Consider the following 13677-nt stretch of genomic DNA (forward strand, 5'->3'; position numbering starts at 1 on the left):
ATTTAAACCAGTACGGCGTTGCCTCGCCTTGCCGTACTATTTGTACTGTCTGCGGCTTCGTCGCCTTGTCCTGATTTAAATTTAATCCACTATAATCCACTATATGTCGCCGTCCGTTGATGCCGTAGCGCTTCAACGTAAATCCATGATGAAAAAAGGTCGTCTGAAAACGGCGAATAGTGTTAACGAAACTCACTATGCCTGTTTTCAGACGACCTTTGATGTAACGAAACGGCTTAATGTCGATAATCCGCCGAATCTTTACGGATTTGCCGCAGGAATTTCTGCGTGCGTTCGTGTTTGGGGTGTTCGAACAATTCTCTCGGACTGCCCTGCTCTACGATGACGCCGCCGTCCATGACGACGACCGTAGTCGCCACCTCCAGCGCGAACTTGATTTCGTGGGTCACGACAACCATCGTCCAGCCTTCCTGCGCCAATTCCTTCATGGCGTTCAACACGTCTTGCACCAATTCGGGATCCAGCGCGGAAGTGGGTTCGTCAAACAACATAAGCTCGGGCTGAATCGCCAATGCGCGGGCGATGCCGACGCGTTGTTGCTGACCGCCGGAGAGCTGGTAGGGATAAAGGTTAACCTTATCGCCTAAGCCGACTTTTTCCAGCAATTTCAAAGCTTCTTCGCGCGCTTGGGCGGCAGATTTGCCTTGTACGGCAACCGGACCTTCCATTACGTTTTCCAACGCGGTTTTGTGCGGGAAGAGGTTGTATTGCTGGAACACCATGCCGGATTTGCGGCGCAGCGCCAAGATGTCGTGCTTTGTCGTTTTTTTGGAAAAATCGATTTTCAGCGGTCGCTCGTTGTCGAACTCGATTTGTCCGTCTTCGGGCATTTCCAGCGCATTCAAGCAGCGCAAAAACGTTGTTTTACCCGAGCCGGAAGGTCCGAGGATGACGACCACCTGCCCTTTGCCCACATACAAATCGATGCCGCGCAAAATGGTGTTTTCGCCGAAGGTTTTGCGGATATTGCGGATTTTAATCATGGCTTCCCCTTATTTGGCGACATAGCGGTCAAAGCGTTTTTCCAAGCGCGCCTGAATCAGGAACAGTACTTTGCAGAAACACCAGTAAACCAAAGCGGCTTCGATATAGACGGGTAGGAAGTCGTAGGTACGGTTTGCCGTTTCCTGCGCGACGCGGAACAATTCAGTTACCGTTACCACCGCTGCGAGCGAGGTGTTTTTGAACAAGCCGATAAACTCGTTGCTCAAAGGCGGCACGGCGACGCGGAATGCCTGCGGCGCGACGATGCGGCGGAAAGTCTGCATATAGGTCATGCCGATGGAGAAACCCGCCTCCCACTGCCCTTTCGGCACGGACAAAATCGCCGCGCGTATGGTTTCGGAAGCGTATGCGCCGACATTGAGCGAGAAGCCGATGATGGCGGCGGGAATCGGATCGATGAAAATACCGACGGACGGCAGCCCGTAAAACACAATCACAAGCTGCACCAACAGCGGCGTCCCCCTGATGATGGAAATATAAGTTTCCACCAGCTTCAGCAGGATTTTCCGCACGATGCCGCCCGAAGGCATAATCCGCACCAAAGCCACAGCGATGGCAATCACCATCCCGATCAGGAACGACGCCACCGCCAGCGGCAGCGAGACCATAAAACCGGCTTTGACCATAGGCAAAAACGCGCTGACAATCATATCGGCGCGTGTTTCCGTCATAAACGGCAGCGAAGCAAGAAAATTATTTAACACTGATGTCTTTTCCGAAGAATTGTTCGCCCAGTTTTTTCAGCGTGCCGTCGGCTTTCAGCTCGTTGATTGCCGTGCTGAATTTCGCCACGACTTCGTCATTGCCTTTATTGACAATCAAGCCGGAACCGACTTTTTCATCTGCAGGCGCAGACCAAACGATTTTCACGCCGGCATTCGGGTTTTTCTTCAGATAGTCCAAAACAGCCAATTCATCGTTCAAAGTCGCATCGGCGCGTTTTTGTTCAATCAGGGTCAGCGATTGCGCCAAACCGTCCACTGCCACAAGTTCCGCACCCGCAGCTTTGGCTTTTTCGCCGTAGTTACTGGTCAGGGATTGCGCGGTTTTCACGCCTTTGATGTCGTCAATGGATTTGATGTTGCTGTCGTTACGCGCCACCAAAACCGCACCGCTCCAGCTGTAAGGTTCGGATTTGTCGAATGTCGCTTGGCGTTCGGGGCTGGTCAGACCGACTTGGTTTGCCACCACATCGAAACGTCCCGCCTTCAAACCCGCCATCATCGAATCCCATTGCGTTTCTTTAAACTCGACTTTTACGCCTAATTTTTCCGCAACGGCGCGGGTAACTTCCACATCGTAGCCGGTCAGCTTGCCGTCTTTGTCGTGGTAGGTAAACGGCGCGTAAGTACCTTCGGTACCGACGGTAATCGTACCTTTATTGTTGATGCGCTCGATTAAAGAACCGGAAGCGTTGGCAGATTGAGCGGGAGCAGAAGAAGACGCGCTGCCGCCCTCTCCGCCGCAGGCCGCCAAAACCAATGCGGTCATGCCGCCGAGTACGAATTTTTTCAACATAATCTTCTCCTGAAGAAAAAGTGTGCGAGGGCAGCATTCTAAGTGAAATTACGGCAAACACAAAGAATACTTTCTTATAACGCTTATTCCGAAACGGATGAATGAATCCAAAAAACCTGCATTTTTCAAGCAAAGGTCGTCTGAAAAGGGGGATAAGCTCCTCTTTTCTGCTTTCAGACGACCTTCTTATCGTTCGCGCCATGATTCGGCTTGATATTCGCAACAATGGTGCTGCGCACAGATTCAAAGGGAGCGCCAAACTGTTTTGCCTGCGGTTTGGAGTCTTAAATGAAAGCACAGAAATAATCCGACATAACAAAAGGTCGTCTGAAAATTTTCAGACGACCTTTTATCTTGAACCGCAGCTGATGCTTAAGCGCGTTTGCGGAATTCGCCGGTACGGGTATCGATTTCGACTTTGTCGCCGTTTTCGATGTAAGACATCACTTGGATTTCAGTGCCGCCGACCAGACGCGCGGTTTTCATTACTTTACCGGAGGTATCGCCTTTAACGGCAGGCTCGGTGTATTCAACTTCGCGTACGATGATGGTAGGCAGCTCGACAGAAATAGGGTTACCTTCGTAGAAAGTTACTTCGCATTGGTCTTCCATACCGTCAACGATGAATTTCAACGCGTCGCCGATGTTGTCGGCTTCGATTTCGTATTGGTTGAATTCTTCGTCCATGAAGACGTACATAGGATCGGCAAAGTAGCTGTAAGTACAGTTTTTGCGGGACAGGATGACGACGTCGAATTTGTCGTCGGCTTTGTAAATGGTTTCGGAAGCGGCACCGGTCAGCAGGTTTTTCAGTTTCATGCTGACTTTGGCGGAAGAGCGGCCGCCTTTGATGTATTCGGTTTTTTGAACGACCATAGGATCGTTGCCGACCATGAATACGTTGCCGGCGCGCAGTTCTTGTGCTGTTTTCATGTATTGTCCAATCAAATCGGTTGTAAATAAACGCGCTATTTTAGCGTATTTTTTTATACTTTGAAATAAAGGCAGCGAGTTTTTCAGGGGCTGACGGCTGCTCGAAAAGACAACGGCTCCACTCCTCCGCGCCTTGCCGCCAGTTGTTTTGGTGTTGTTGCAGGGTTTGCCAACATTCGAGGCGTTGTGTTGCAGATAAAGCCTCTCCGCCGTTGAGGTCGTCTGAAAGGCGGCAGTGTGCCGATGCGGTTTCAGGCGAGTAGAAACCGTGTGCCTTATCCCAAAAGGCGTGGAGTTTGTCGAGATGGACGTTTTCATCTTGCGGGTAGATGTGCCAAAAAAAGGGTTTGCCCGCAAGCTGGGCGCGCACGAAACTATCTTCGCCGCGTATCACGGCGCAGTCGGCGAGGTGTAGCAGTTTGTCGAAATCATGTTGCGGAACGAAAGGGATTTTGACGAGGCGGACTGAGGTCGTCTGAAAAACATCGCCGTCGTTTTGCAGGGCATTTTGCGGAATGACGCCGCTTTGTTTGAGGCTGTCGATGATTTGCGTCCCAGCCAGCAACAGAGTAAACGCGCTGCCTGCCTGTTGCCACATATCCAGCCACTTTGCCCAAACATCGCTCCGATAGCCGAAAAGCAGCCATTCGGGCGCGTTTTTTTCGGGAAGCATCAGCCGCTGACGCAAGGCTTCGGTATCGAAACGGACGGCGTCGCGATAATCCCGCTCGCGTATCAACCCGCCGCTTTTTTCGCTGAAACCCATAAACCAAAAATATTTTTGAACGCCTTCCTGCGGCGAAGGCATCAGGTGCAGCCTCTCATTGCTTTCTTCCGCGCTCAAATACTCCCAATTCAGCCAAAGCGGTTTATGCTGACGGATGATGTGCAACACATTTTCAGGCAGGTCGCAGGCGAAAGTTTCTATAACGATATCGGGAAAGGGCGCGGTATCAATGTCTGCCGCTTCGGCATGCCAATCGCGGACATGAATATCCTGATGGACACAGGGAACATCAGGCAAATCAGGGCAAAGCGCACGCAAGGCGAACACATCATCCGTCCACAAATGCACCTGCCAACCAAGTTCACGATGCAAAACACGGGCAAGCCGCAGGGAAACGCCGATATCGCCGAAATTGTCGATGACGTTGCAAAAAATCCAACAAACAGGAAAAACGTGTGTATTCATAAAGACTTGAGGTCGTCTGAAATCGGTTTCAGACGACCTTTTCAAAACTAAAACGCGCCGAAATAGTGGAACAAATACACAATCAGCAAAACGATCGGAATAAACAGCAACATGGTTTGACGTTTCAAATCAAACTCTTGCTTAAGATGATGCTTGATGGTTTCGAAGAGGATGAATTTGAAGAGAAACGTCGCTTCGCAGGCAAGGATAATGCCGTTGATTAAGTGTTGCGCCTCGTCTTCGGGCGGATTGACGACGAAAATAGCAAGCGTGATTAAAGGTATCAGGCAGACGATAAGCCAGCGGATGATAAGGATTTTGGGCATGGTGTGACGGATAAAATAAGGATGATGGAAAAAAGCAAGTCGGCAGTTTAGTCTGTTCGGGAAAGGATTTCAAACGGATGGTTAGGTCGTCTGAAATCCTGTTTCAGCAAACCCAAACCCGTTTTCAGACGACCTTTTTATTCAATACCGCCTTTTACAATGCCTGAAACGCCTGTACTGCCGCCCAAATTATTTCGGGCTGCTCCTTAATCGCTTCATGAACGGCAAACGGCACATTCATCAGATGCACATTAGGCAATTCGGTTTTCAGTTCTACCCAATCATCAAAGGCAAGCAGAAAATCAGCTTCTCCGCGTATTGCCAAGACATTAGCTGTGATTTCACGGACGCTTTCGTTGGGATAACCGCTTGCGCTTTCATCCAACCACATGGCTTTCAATGCCGCAATCCATTTTTCGGCATCGGGTTCGGGATTGGCTGCCTGATAAGCGGCAAGCTGTTCCGACAGGTTTTCTTCTACGATATTAAGGTTCAGCGCTTCAAACATCGACCGTACGCGATTCAAGTGTTTTTGATGCCACTCTGCGCCTACCGTGATGATTTTCTCAACATTTTCATCTTCAGCACCAAGACGGTAAGCAGTTATTCCTCCGTCGCTGAAACCGAACAGACTGTAATTTTCCACGCTTTCACTGCGCAGGATTTGGCGCACATCATCGGCTACTTGAGCATAGGTCAATACGGTAGTGCCAAGCGTGGAGCGTCCGTGTCCGCGCGTATCGACGGCAATCATGCGGTAGTGTTGCAACAGGCGCGGCAGCAGCGGTTCAAAATCGCTAATCGAGCCAAAACCGCCGTGAAGCAAGACCATGACGGGAGCGGCTTCCTTACCGCCGATTTGATAGTGCAGGCTTGCGCCTTGATGGTTAAAAAATTTGGACTGCATGGTTTACCTTTTCAATCTATCCGGAGTATCTGTATAGGAAACATCAAAGGGCTTTTGGATTCCAACACAGATATTGAACATTCGCAAAGGGTCGTCTGAAAACGGCTTGGGGCTGTATCTCCGTTTTCAGACGACCTCCTTCCTTCTCAATTTTTTGTTTTATCCGTCATCAGCCGATTCCTCAACCATCGGGCAGCGGGTGCGATTTCGCCTGCCAGCATACCGGCTTCCACGCCCGATGAATGTTTGATGACATCCGCCGCTGCGCCGTGCAGCCATACGCCGGCACAGGCGGCTTGGAATGGGGCAATGCCTTGTGCGAGCAGGCTGCCGATGATGCCGCTTAAAACGTCGCCGCTGCCTGCGGTGGCAAGTCCGGCGTTGCCGCTTGGGTTGGTATAGACCGTGCCGTCGGGTGCGGCGACCAGTGTGCGGTGTCCTTTTAAGACGGTTACGACTTGGAACGTTGCGCTGATGGTTTGGACGGCAGACATTCTGTCCTGCTGGACGGCTTGGGTGGATGTACCGAGCAGGCGGGCGGCTTCGGCGGGGTGCGGGGTCAGAACCAGATTGCTGCGTTTTTGAGCGGCTTCTCGTGTTTCTGAATTCGACCTTGCCAGCAGGGTCAGTGCGTCGGCATCAAGCAGCAGCGGCACGTCCTGATTTTGCGTCAACACGTTATTTAAGATTTGGTTGGCGGTTTCGTCCAAACCCATGCCGCAGCCGACCGCCCATGCGCTGATGTCCTTGCGTTTCAGCAAGTCTTCAGCGGTTGCCAGCATGATTTCGGGGCGTTCGGGGATAACGGCGAAGGGCAAGGCGGTTTGATTAAAGCCTGCCCACACTTTGCCGCTGCCTTGATAAATCGCGGCGGTGGAAGCGAGGACAACCGCTCCGCTCATGCCCGATGCGCCGCCGACGATGGCGAGCGTGCCGTATGTTCCTTTGTGCGACTCCGCTTGGCGCGGGGTGAATACGTCTGGGAACTGCGAGGTCGTCTGAAAAAAATCGGGCGTATCGGGGAGCGTATAGGACGGGTTCATCATCAATCTGCCTGAGTTTGGTAAAATAGCGGTTGCGTGGCGAAAAGAGGTTGGAATCCCTCTTTTATCGACTGTTGTTTTCACGATTCTACCGCCCCGTATAGGAACACTACAACCGCACAACAAGGAATATTAAATGAAACAAAAAGTCAAAGTCTGGGATTTGCCGACGCGCCTGTTTCACTGGCTCTTGGTCTTATCGGTCGGATTTATGTGGTACAGCGCGCAGGCAGGCGGCGGGATGCTGGTTTGGCACTTGCGCTGCGGGCTGCTGATCGTCGGACTGATTATCTTCCGCCTGTGTTGGGGCTTGTGGGGCAGCGATACGGCTCGGTTTGCACAATTCGTGCGCGGCCCATCGTCCATCCGCCGTTACCTGCAAGGCAGCCTGACGGAAAACGAACAGCCCGGACACAACCCTTTGGGCGCGCTGATGGTCATCACGCTGATTGCGGCGGTCTTACTGCAAGTAACGACGGGGTTGTTTGCCGCCGATGAAAACACGTTTACTGACAGCGGCTACCTGAACCATTTGGTCAGTTCGGACACGGGCAGCCTGATGCGCAAAATCCACGTCAATTTCTTCAATCTACTGGCGGCTTTGGCAGGTCTGCACATTTTCACGGTTTTGGCGTATAAATTTTTGAAGAAAAAAGATTTGATCCACCCGATGATCAGCGGCTACAAACATATCGAAGGGCAAACTGTTGCCTTGAAATTTGCTTCCGCTGCCAAACTGATTGCCGCATTGGCGGTCGCGGCAGCGGCGGTGGCTGCGATTTTGATGTTGAAATAACCAAAGTCGGCAGGTTTTCATCATGCCGATGCAAAAGGTCGTCTGAAACGGCAATTCCGTTTTCAGACGACCTTTTCTTTATGCCCTATCTTACAAATGCGGGTTCATCAGGTTTTCGGGCGACAGGATGCGGTCGAGTTCGGCTTCACTCAAGAGGCCGCGTTCGAGTACGACTTCGCGCACGCCTTTGCCGGTTTGGGCACAGATTTTGCCGACCAAATCGCCATTGCCATGTCCGATATACGGGTTCAGATAAGTAACCAGACCAATGGAGTTGAACACATAACGTTCGCAGATTTCGCGGTTGACGGTAATGCCTTTGACGCATTTTTCGGCGAGATTTACGGCGGCGTTGCCCAACAAGGAAATGGTTTCAAACATACATTGCGCGATAACCGGCTCCATCACGTTTAATTGCAACTGCCCCGCTTCGGCGGCGAAGGTGATGGTGGTGTCGTTGCCGATGACTTTGAAGCAGACTTGGTTGACCACTTCGGGAATCACGGGATTGACTTTGGCAGGCATAATCGACGAGCCTGCCTGCATTTCCGGCAGGTTAATCTCTTTCAAACCGGCGCGCGGGCCGGACGACAAGAGGCGCAAGTCGTTACAGATTTTCGATAATTTCACCGCCGTGCGCTTCAATGCACCGTGTACCATCACATACGCGCCGCAGTCGGAAGTCGCTTCAATCAGGTTTTCGGTCAATTTGCAATCCAAGCCGCTGACTTCGGACAATTTTTTCACCGCCAAAGCCGCGTAGCCTTTGGGCGTGTTCACACCCGTGCCGATGGCGGTTGCGCCCAAGTTGACTTCCAACAACAAGGCGCGCGTGCGGTCCAGATTCAAAATCTCTTCTTCCAGCAACACTTGGAAAGACTGAAACTCCTGCCCCGCCGTCATCGGCACGGCATCTTGAAGCTGGGTGCGCCCCATTTTCAAAACATCTTTAAACTCATCGGCTTTGGCGGCAAACGCGTCTTTCAGCAACGCCAATTTTTCCAGCAGTTCGCCGACACTGTAATACACCGCCAGCCTGAAGCCGGTCGGATACGCATCGTTGGTGGACTGGCTGGCGTTCACATGGTCCATCGGATTAACGATGTCGTAGCGGCCTTTTTCGTAACCCAACACTTCCAAAGCAAGGTTGGCAATCACTTCGTTGGTGTTCATGTTGACCGAAGTCCCCGCGCCGCCCTGATACACATCGGACGGGAATTGGTCGAGACAGCGGCCTTTAAGCAACACTTCGTCGCAAGCCTTTTCAATGGCAGCGGCAATTTCAGGTTTTACCGCGCCCAGTTCACCGTTTGCCTGCGCGGTCGCTTTTTTCACCATCACCATGCTGCGGACAAACTGCGGCACGTCGGAAATTTTTTGATTGGAAATTTTAAAGTTTTCCACCGCGCGCAAAGTATGGATGCCCCAATACGCCTCGGCGGGGATTTCGCGGTCGCCCAGCAAATCGTGTTCGATACGGACAGTCATTTCTCTTACCTTCTCATTCGTTGGTTTATCAAGTAATGTGCATATGCAGGCGGAACATTAGACCGTTTTGCATGGGTTGTCTAGCTGCAAATGCACCGTTGTTATCAAAGCAGGAAAAACACTCCCACCCGAAAGACAAAAGGTCGTCTGAAACCTTTTCAGACGACCTTTTACATGCTTACATACCGACCAGCCCCCGTATCTGCGGCCAGTAAAACAAACAGGCAATGGCGCAGACGGCGACGCTGATGCCTGCGGCGTTGATGCTGCTGATTTTTTCTTTAAACGCCATCGCGCCGACCAACGTTCCCAAGACGATGACGCCGATGTTCATGCCTGCGAAGACCAGCGTCGGATTGTCTTTCATCATTTGGTGGGCGGTGATGTAGGTAACGATGTTGGCAAAGTTCAAACCGCCCAAAACGATGCCGCCGAGAATGCCTTCTTTCGTCCATTTGGTCGATTGGGAGAAAAGGTAGCCGAACATCAAAATACCGGCGAGGCTGAAGGCGACCAAGAGGTTGCCGGAAAACGCCGTACCGCTTTTGGCAAGCTGTTTGAAGAGGATGTCGATGATGCCGTAGCCCGCCCAAACGCCCGCAAGCAGCGTGATTTGCGTACCCAATCCGCCCGATTTCTTGCCGCCGTCGGCTTTCCACAACAGGCAGAACAGAGCCACAAACGCCAAAACGATGCCTATCAGCCTGCCTTCGGTCAACGCTTCGCCAAAAATCACGAACGCAGAAATAATCGGCAATATCAAAGACAAACGCTGCGCCGCATCAGACTTGACGATACCCGCCGCATCAACCGCCTTGCCCATAATCACAAACACCGAAGGCAGCAACACGCCCAGCGCGCCAAACAACCACCACGTCGGCAAAAAGGCTTTCGGATTGCTCAAATCGGGTTTCAACACCCAAGCCGTCAACGCGACCGCGACGATGTAGTTCACCGCCACCGCCTGCGCAACGTCGATTTTGTTCTTACGCGCCAATTTGAGCAATACCGACACAGACACGCTGCACAATATGCTTGCCAATAAATAAATCATGTTTTTCCTTTGATTAAGTGTGTCGGATGCACCGGACAGATTTCAGACGACCTTCTTTGTGTCCTGTTTTTCTATTTAGTTTCCCGCCAACGACCCCTATAAAAATTTCAGACGACCCCGGAATGCAAAGGTCGTCTGAAAACAAGGCGGGCTGTCGCGCTTAGAACCAAGTATCCAAAGACATGCGCTTGTTGTCCGTCAACTTGATGAATCCGGCTGCCAGACGGTAAACAAACCAAACCGATACCAAAAACAGTACCACGGCGCCGAGTCCGATCAACGCAGTGAGTTTACTCAATATAAACCCCGCGAGACCGCCCCAGAAGGTTTTAATCAGATAATCTGCATGGTTATTATAAACCGAGTCGCTCATATCGCCACGTTTCACATACGCCAAGATGATGCCGGCAACCGGCATGACGAAGGTAAGCAATCCCAAAGCCAACAAGGCATACATCGCCATAACGTAAGTACGGTCGCCGTCTCGGCGCAACACTTCCGCCGTATTACCTGCCTGTTGGCTGTTGGCCTGTTGGTTGGCGGTCTGCCCGTTTCTGCCGCTGAATTCACGGAGCGACTCGTCGTACCATGCCCGACGTTCAGGATCGACCAGCGTATCATAAGCCTGACGGATTTCCTTGAAACGCTCTTCCGCATCAGGATTGCCGGGATTACGATCGGGATGGTATTTCATTGCCGAATCGCGATAGGCTTTTCTGATTTCTGCAATGTCCGCATCCGCCGAAATGCCGAGAATTTCATAAAAATTACGGTTTTCCATATTAGGGTGTGCCTCTTTGGTTTGTGTTTGCCAAAGCCCGATACCGTGAAATCACGATAACAGGCTGTTTGACAGAATAAAAACAGATATAAAATCAGGCATTGTGTTCTTTTTATAAAACCTTCAAATTTGCCCGAATCTGCGTTTCCCGACTTAAAAACCGTTTTGCATCCCTTTAAACGGCGACCTGTACATCTTGCGGATTCAAAGCCCGCAAAGCCTGCGGGCTGATACCGATGATAAATCCGCGCTTGCCGCCGTTGATATAAATCTTGTCCAAATCCCAAATACTTTTTTCAACATAAACAGGCAACTGGGTTTTCATACCGAAAGGCGTCGTCCCGCCCACCAGATAGCCCGTCCATTTGTTTGCCTGTTTCGGTTCGGCAGGCTCGATGTGTTTCATGCCCAAATCGCGCGCCAGATTGCGGGTCGAAATCTGCCTATCGCCGTGCATCACTACGACCAACCCTTTCTTCGCTTCGTTTTGCAGCACGATGGTTTTGACCACCCGATGCTCGTCCACGCCGAACAACTGTGCAAACTGCCCCGTCCCGCCGTGTTCTTCATAAACATAAATATAAGGCTCAAAATCAATTTGATGTGTACGCAAGAAACGGACGGCAGAAGTAACCGGATAATCGGTATTTTTGCTCATGATGCAGTTCCAATAATATTCAGACGACCTAAACTCAATATGACAATGACGCGTAAAAATAGTTTCCGCATTTTTTCAAAAACAGCCCGCCTGCTGTGGCAGACAATCAAGCTGAATGTTACCATAAGCCCCTGCCCAATACCCGTCATCTTGTTCCGACCCAATCGGAAAACCGAAATCCGATGACAGGACAAAATGCCCCATGCGCCCCAACTTCAAGGAATATCAAATGAATATCCGATACCTCGGTACGACCGAACGTTACTCCGAAGCCGTCTGCGCGGGAGGATTCGTCTTCCTCTCCGGCATGGTTCCCGAAAATCCCGAAGCCGATGCCAAAGCCCAAACCGAAAACGTCTTGGCGCAAATCGACCATTGGCTCGAAGAATGCGGTTCCGACAAGGCACACATCCTCGAAGCCACCATCTTCCTGACCGATATGAACGACTACGCCGCCATGAACGAAGCCTGGGATGCCTGGACAGCCCCCGGCCGCGCCCCAGCCCGCGCCTGTATCGAAGCCAAACTCGCCAAACCGGAATGGGCGGTCGAAATCAAAGTATCCGCCGTGTGCAAGTGATTGGATTGGGCAAGGGGTCGTCTGAAAATCGCAGTCGATTTTTCAGACGACCTCTGTAACCAAAGAATCCGCAACACTGATACTATCAAAAACTAGAAATATTTAATTTTATTAGAAACAGATAGTTATCTGAAAAATATCCAGCAAACCCGCCTATATTCCAAAATAAAAGCGAAATAAACTATACTTTTTCTTAATTTATGAGATAATAGCTAAACAAATTCTTAGCTAACTTCCTTAACATCAACCGAGAACAACACTATGTCAGACGAAAAAAGCAAAGCCCTAGCCGCCGCCCTTGCCCAAATTGAAAAAAACTTCGGCAAAGGTTCCATCATGAAAATGGACGGCAGCCAGCAAGAAGAAAACCTTGACGTCATCTCCACCGGTTCGCTCGGTGTGGACTTGGCGCTCGGCGTCGGCGGTCTGCCGCGCGGCCGCGTCGTCGAAATCTTCGGCCCCGAATCCTCCGGTAAAACCACGCTCTGCCTCGAAGCCATCGCCCAATGCCAGAAAAACGGCGGCATCTGCGCCTTTATCGACGCCGAACACGCCTTCGACCCCGTTTACGCCCGCAAACTCGGCGTTAAAGTAGAAGAACTCTACCTCTCCCAACCCGACACCGGCGAGCAGGCTCTGGAAATCTGCGACACGCTGGTACGTTCCGGCGGCGTGGACATGGTCGTTGTTGACTCCGTAGCCGCCCTCGTACCCAAAGCCGAAATCGAAGGCGAAATGGGCGACAGCCATGTCGGCCTGCAAGCCCGCCTGATGAGCCAAGCCCTGCGCAAACTGACCGGCCACATCAAACGCACCAACACACTGGTCGTCTTCATCAACCAAATCCGTATGAAAATCGGCGTGATGTTCGGCAGCCCCGAAACCACCACCGGCGGTAACGCCCTCAAATTCTACGCCTCCGTCCGCCTCGACATCCGCCGCACCGGACAAATCAAAAAAGGCGACGACGTCATCGGCAACGAAACCAAAGTCAAAGTCATCAAAAACAAAGTAGCGCCCCCGTTCCGCCAAGCCGAATTCGATATCCTGTACGGCGAAGGCGTAAGCTGGGAAGGCGAACTGATCGACCTCGGCGTCAAATACGACATCGTTGAAAAATCAGGCGCATGGTACAGCTACAACGGCGCTAAAATCGGACAAGGCAAAGACAACGTCCGCGTCTGGCTGAAAGAAAACCCCGAAATCGCCAACGAAATCGACGCCAAAATCCGCGCCGCCGTGGGCATCAACATCGATATCACCGAAGGCAAACTGGACGACACCGACGGCGAACGTCCCGAGGAATAAACCCCTCTTGAGTCTTGGTTAAAATGAAAAGAGGTCGTCTGAAATATTTCAGACGACCTCTTCATGA

15 protein-coding genes are annotated in these 13677 nt (G+C 51.4%); 3 read left to right on the top strand and 12 right to left on the bottom strand.

Annotated elements, in window-relative coordinates:
• Nucleotides 1–236: 236 nt before the first annotated feature.
• The 8 genes from DBZ16_RS02685 to DBZ16_RS02720 form a co-directional block, all read right to left on the bottom strand.
• Nucleotides 237–1004 (bottom strand): amino acid ABC transporter ATP-binding protein, encoded by a 768-nt coding sequence (locus DBZ16_RS02685; protein ID WP_107812841.1) that lies wholly within the window; start codon nt 1002–1004, stop codon nt 237–239.
• A 9-nt stretch (nt 1005–1013) separates the two neighbouring features.
• A complete protein-coding gene (locus DBZ16_RS02690; protein ID WP_003765700.1) occupies nt 1014–1730 on the bottom strand; it encodes an amino acid ABC transporter permease in 717 nt (238 codons plus the stop codon).
• Nucleotides 1720–2544 (bottom strand): amino acid ABC transporter substrate-binding protein, encoded by an 825-nt coding sequence (locus DBZ16_RS02695; RefSeq protein ID WP_167390256.1) that lies wholly within the window; start codon nt 2542–2544, stop codon nt 1720–1722. The genes DBZ16_RS02690 and DBZ16_RS02695 overlap by 11 nt, the downstream gene beginning before the upstream one ends.
• A 372-nt stretch (nt 2545–2916) precedes the next feature.
• A complete protein-coding gene (gene efp / locus DBZ16_RS02700; RefSeq protein ID WP_002219406.1) occupies nt 2917–3477 on the bottom strand; it encodes an elongation factor P in 561 nt (186 codons plus the stop codon).
• 40 nt (nt 3478–3517) lie between these two features.
• A complete protein-coding gene (earP, locus tag DBZ16_RS02705) occupies nt 3518–4669 on the bottom strand; it encodes an elongation factor P maturation arginine rhamnosyltransferase EarP (protein WP_107812843.1) in 1152 nt (383 codons plus the stop codon).
• Nucleotides 4670–4716: 47 nt separating this feature from the next.
• Complete coding sequence (locus tag DBZ16_RS02710) at nt 4717–4995, bottom strand: hypothetical protein (RefSeq protein WP_107812844.1); 279 nt, start codon at nt 4993–4995, stop codon at nt 4717–4719.
• A gap of 154 nt (nt 4996–5149) precedes the next feature.
• A complete protein-coding gene (locus DBZ16_RS02715) occupies nt 5150–5902 on the bottom strand; it encodes an alpha/beta fold hydrolase (RefSeq protein WP_107812845.1) in 753 nt (250 codons plus the stop codon).
• A 146-nt stretch (nt 5903–6048) separates the two neighbouring features.
• Nucleotides 6049–6948, bottom strand: coding sequence for an NAD(P)H-hydrate dehydratase (locus DBZ16_RS02720; protein WP_107812846.1), 900 nt, complete (start codon nt 6946–6948; stop codon nt 6049–6051).
• A 133-nt stretch (nt 6949–7081) separates the two neighbouring features.
• Here DBZ16_RS02720 and DBZ16_RS02725 point away from each other — a divergent pair, with 133 nt between their 5' ends.
• Nucleotides 7082–7741: a cytochrome b/b6 domain-containing protein gene (locus DBZ16_RS02725; RefSeq protein WP_107812847.1), complete on the top strand. Its 660-nt coding sequence runs from the start codon at nt 7082–7084 to the stop codon at nt 7739–7741.
• Between the two features lie 90 nt (nt 7742–7831).
• Here the strand turns inward: DBZ16_RS02725 and aspA are convergent, their stop codons facing one another.
• From aspA to ybaK, 4 genes are all read right to left on the bottom strand, one after another.
• A complete protein-coding gene (aspA, locus tag DBZ16_RS02730) occupies nt 7832–9229 on the bottom strand; it encodes an aspartate ammonia-lyase (RefSeq protein ID WP_107812848.1) in 1398 nt (465 codons plus the stop codon).
• A gap of 178 nt (nt 9230–9407) precedes the next feature.
• Nucleotides 9408–10283: a DMT family transporter gene (locus DBZ16_RS02735; RefSeq protein WP_107812849.1), complete on the bottom strand. Its 876-nt coding sequence runs from the start codon at nt 10281–10283 to the stop codon at nt 9408–9410.
• A gap of 160 nt (nt 10284–10443) precedes the next feature.
• Nucleotides 10444–11064 (bottom strand): DnaJ domain-containing protein, encoded by a 621-nt coding sequence (locus DBZ16_RS02740; RefSeq protein ID WP_107812850.1) that lies wholly within the window; start codon nt 11062–11064, stop codon nt 10444–10446.
• Nucleotides 11065–11239: 175 nt separating this feature from the next.
• A complete protein-coding gene (ybaK, locus tag DBZ16_RS02745; protein WP_107812851.1) occupies nt 11240–11722 on the bottom strand; it encodes a Cys-tRNA(Pro) deacylase in 483 nt (160 codons plus the stop codon).
• Between the two features lie 229 nt (nt 11723–11951).
• Here ybaK and DBZ16_RS02755 point away from each other — a divergent pair, with 229 nt between their 5' ends.
• Both DBZ16_RS02755 and recA read left to right on the top strand, forming a co-directional pair.
• Nucleotides 11952–12302 carry a RidA family protein gene (locus DBZ16_RS02755; RefSeq protein WP_016687444.1) on the top strand — a complete coding sequence of 117 codons (351 nt, stop codon included), beginning with the start codon at nt 11952–11954 and terminating at the stop codon, nt 12300–12302.
• A gap of 261 nt (nt 12303–12563) precedes the next feature.
• Complete coding sequence (gene recA, locus DBZ16_RS02760) at nt 12564–13610, top strand: recombinase RecA (protein WP_003758619.1); 1047 nt, start codon at nt 12564–12566, stop codon at nt 13608–13610.
• Nucleotides 13611–13677: the final 67 nt, after the last annotated feature.

Origin of the sequence: Neisseria sicca, assembly GCF_003044565.1 — a bacterium.
Taxonomy (GTDB): Bacteria; Pseudomonadota; Gammaproteobacteria; order Burkholderiales; family Neisseriaceae; genus Neisseria; species Neisseria sicca_A.

What these genes read in the sequence shown, in the direction of transcription:
- DBZ16_RS02685 (WP_107812841.1), bottom strand. Translation starts at nt 1,004, where the DNA reads ATGATTAAAATCCGCAATATCCGCAAAACCTTCGGCGAAAACACCATT.
- DBZ16_RS02695 (WP_167390256.1), bottom strand. Translation starts at nt 2,544, where the DNA reads ATGTTGAAAAAATTCGTACTCGGCGGCATGACCGCATTGGTTTTGGCG.
- efp (WP_002219406.1), bottom strand. Translation starts at nt 3,477, where the DNA reads ATGAAAACAGCACAAGAACTGCGCGCCGGCAACGTATTCATGGTCGGC.
- earP (WP_107812843.1), bottom strand. Translation starts at nt 4,669, where the DNA reads ATGAATACACACGTTTTTCCTGTTTGTTGGATTTTTTGCAACGTCATC.
- DBZ16_RS02710 (WP_107812844.1), bottom strand. Translation starts at nt 4,995, where the DNA reads ATGCCCAAAATCCTTATCATCCGCTGGCTTATCGTCTGCCTGATACCT.
- DBZ16_RS02715 (WP_107812845.1), bottom strand. Translation starts at nt 5,902, where the DNA reads ATGCAGTCCAAATTTTTTAACCATCAAGGCGCAAGCCTGCACTATCAA.
- DBZ16_RS02720 (WP_107812846.1), bottom strand. Translation starts at nt 6,948, where the DNA reads ATGATGAACCCGTCCTATACGCTCCCCGATACGCCCGATTTTTTTCAG.
- DBZ16_RS02725 (WP_107812847.1), top strand. Translation starts at nt 7,082, where the DNA reads ATGAAACAAAAAGTCAAAGTCTGGGATTTGCCGACGCGCCTGTTTCAC.
- aspA (WP_107812848.1), bottom strand. Translation starts at nt 9,229, where the DNA reads ATGACTGTCCGTATCGAACACGATTTGCTGGGCGACCGCGAAATCCCC.
- DBZ16_RS02735 (WP_107812849.1), bottom strand. Translation starts at nt 10,283, where the DNA reads ATGATTTATTTATTGGCAAGCATATTGTGCAGCGTGTCTGTGTCGGTA.
- DBZ16_RS02740 (WP_107812850.1), bottom strand. Translation starts at nt 11,064, where the DNA reads ATGGAAAACCGTAATTTTTATGAAATTCTCGGCATTTCGGCGGATGCG.
- ybaK (WP_107812851.1), bottom strand. Translation starts at nt 11,722, where the DNA reads ATGAGCAAAAATACCGATTATCCGGTTACTTCTGCCGTCCGTTTCTTG.
- DBZ16_RS02755 (WP_016687444.1), top strand. Translation starts at nt 11,952, where the DNA reads ATGAATATCCGATACCTCGGTACGACCGAACGTTACTCCGAAGCCGTC.
- recA (WP_003758619.1), top strand. Translation starts at nt 12,564, where the DNA reads ATGTCAGACGAAAAAAGCAAAGCCCTAGCCGCCGCCCTTGCCCAAATT.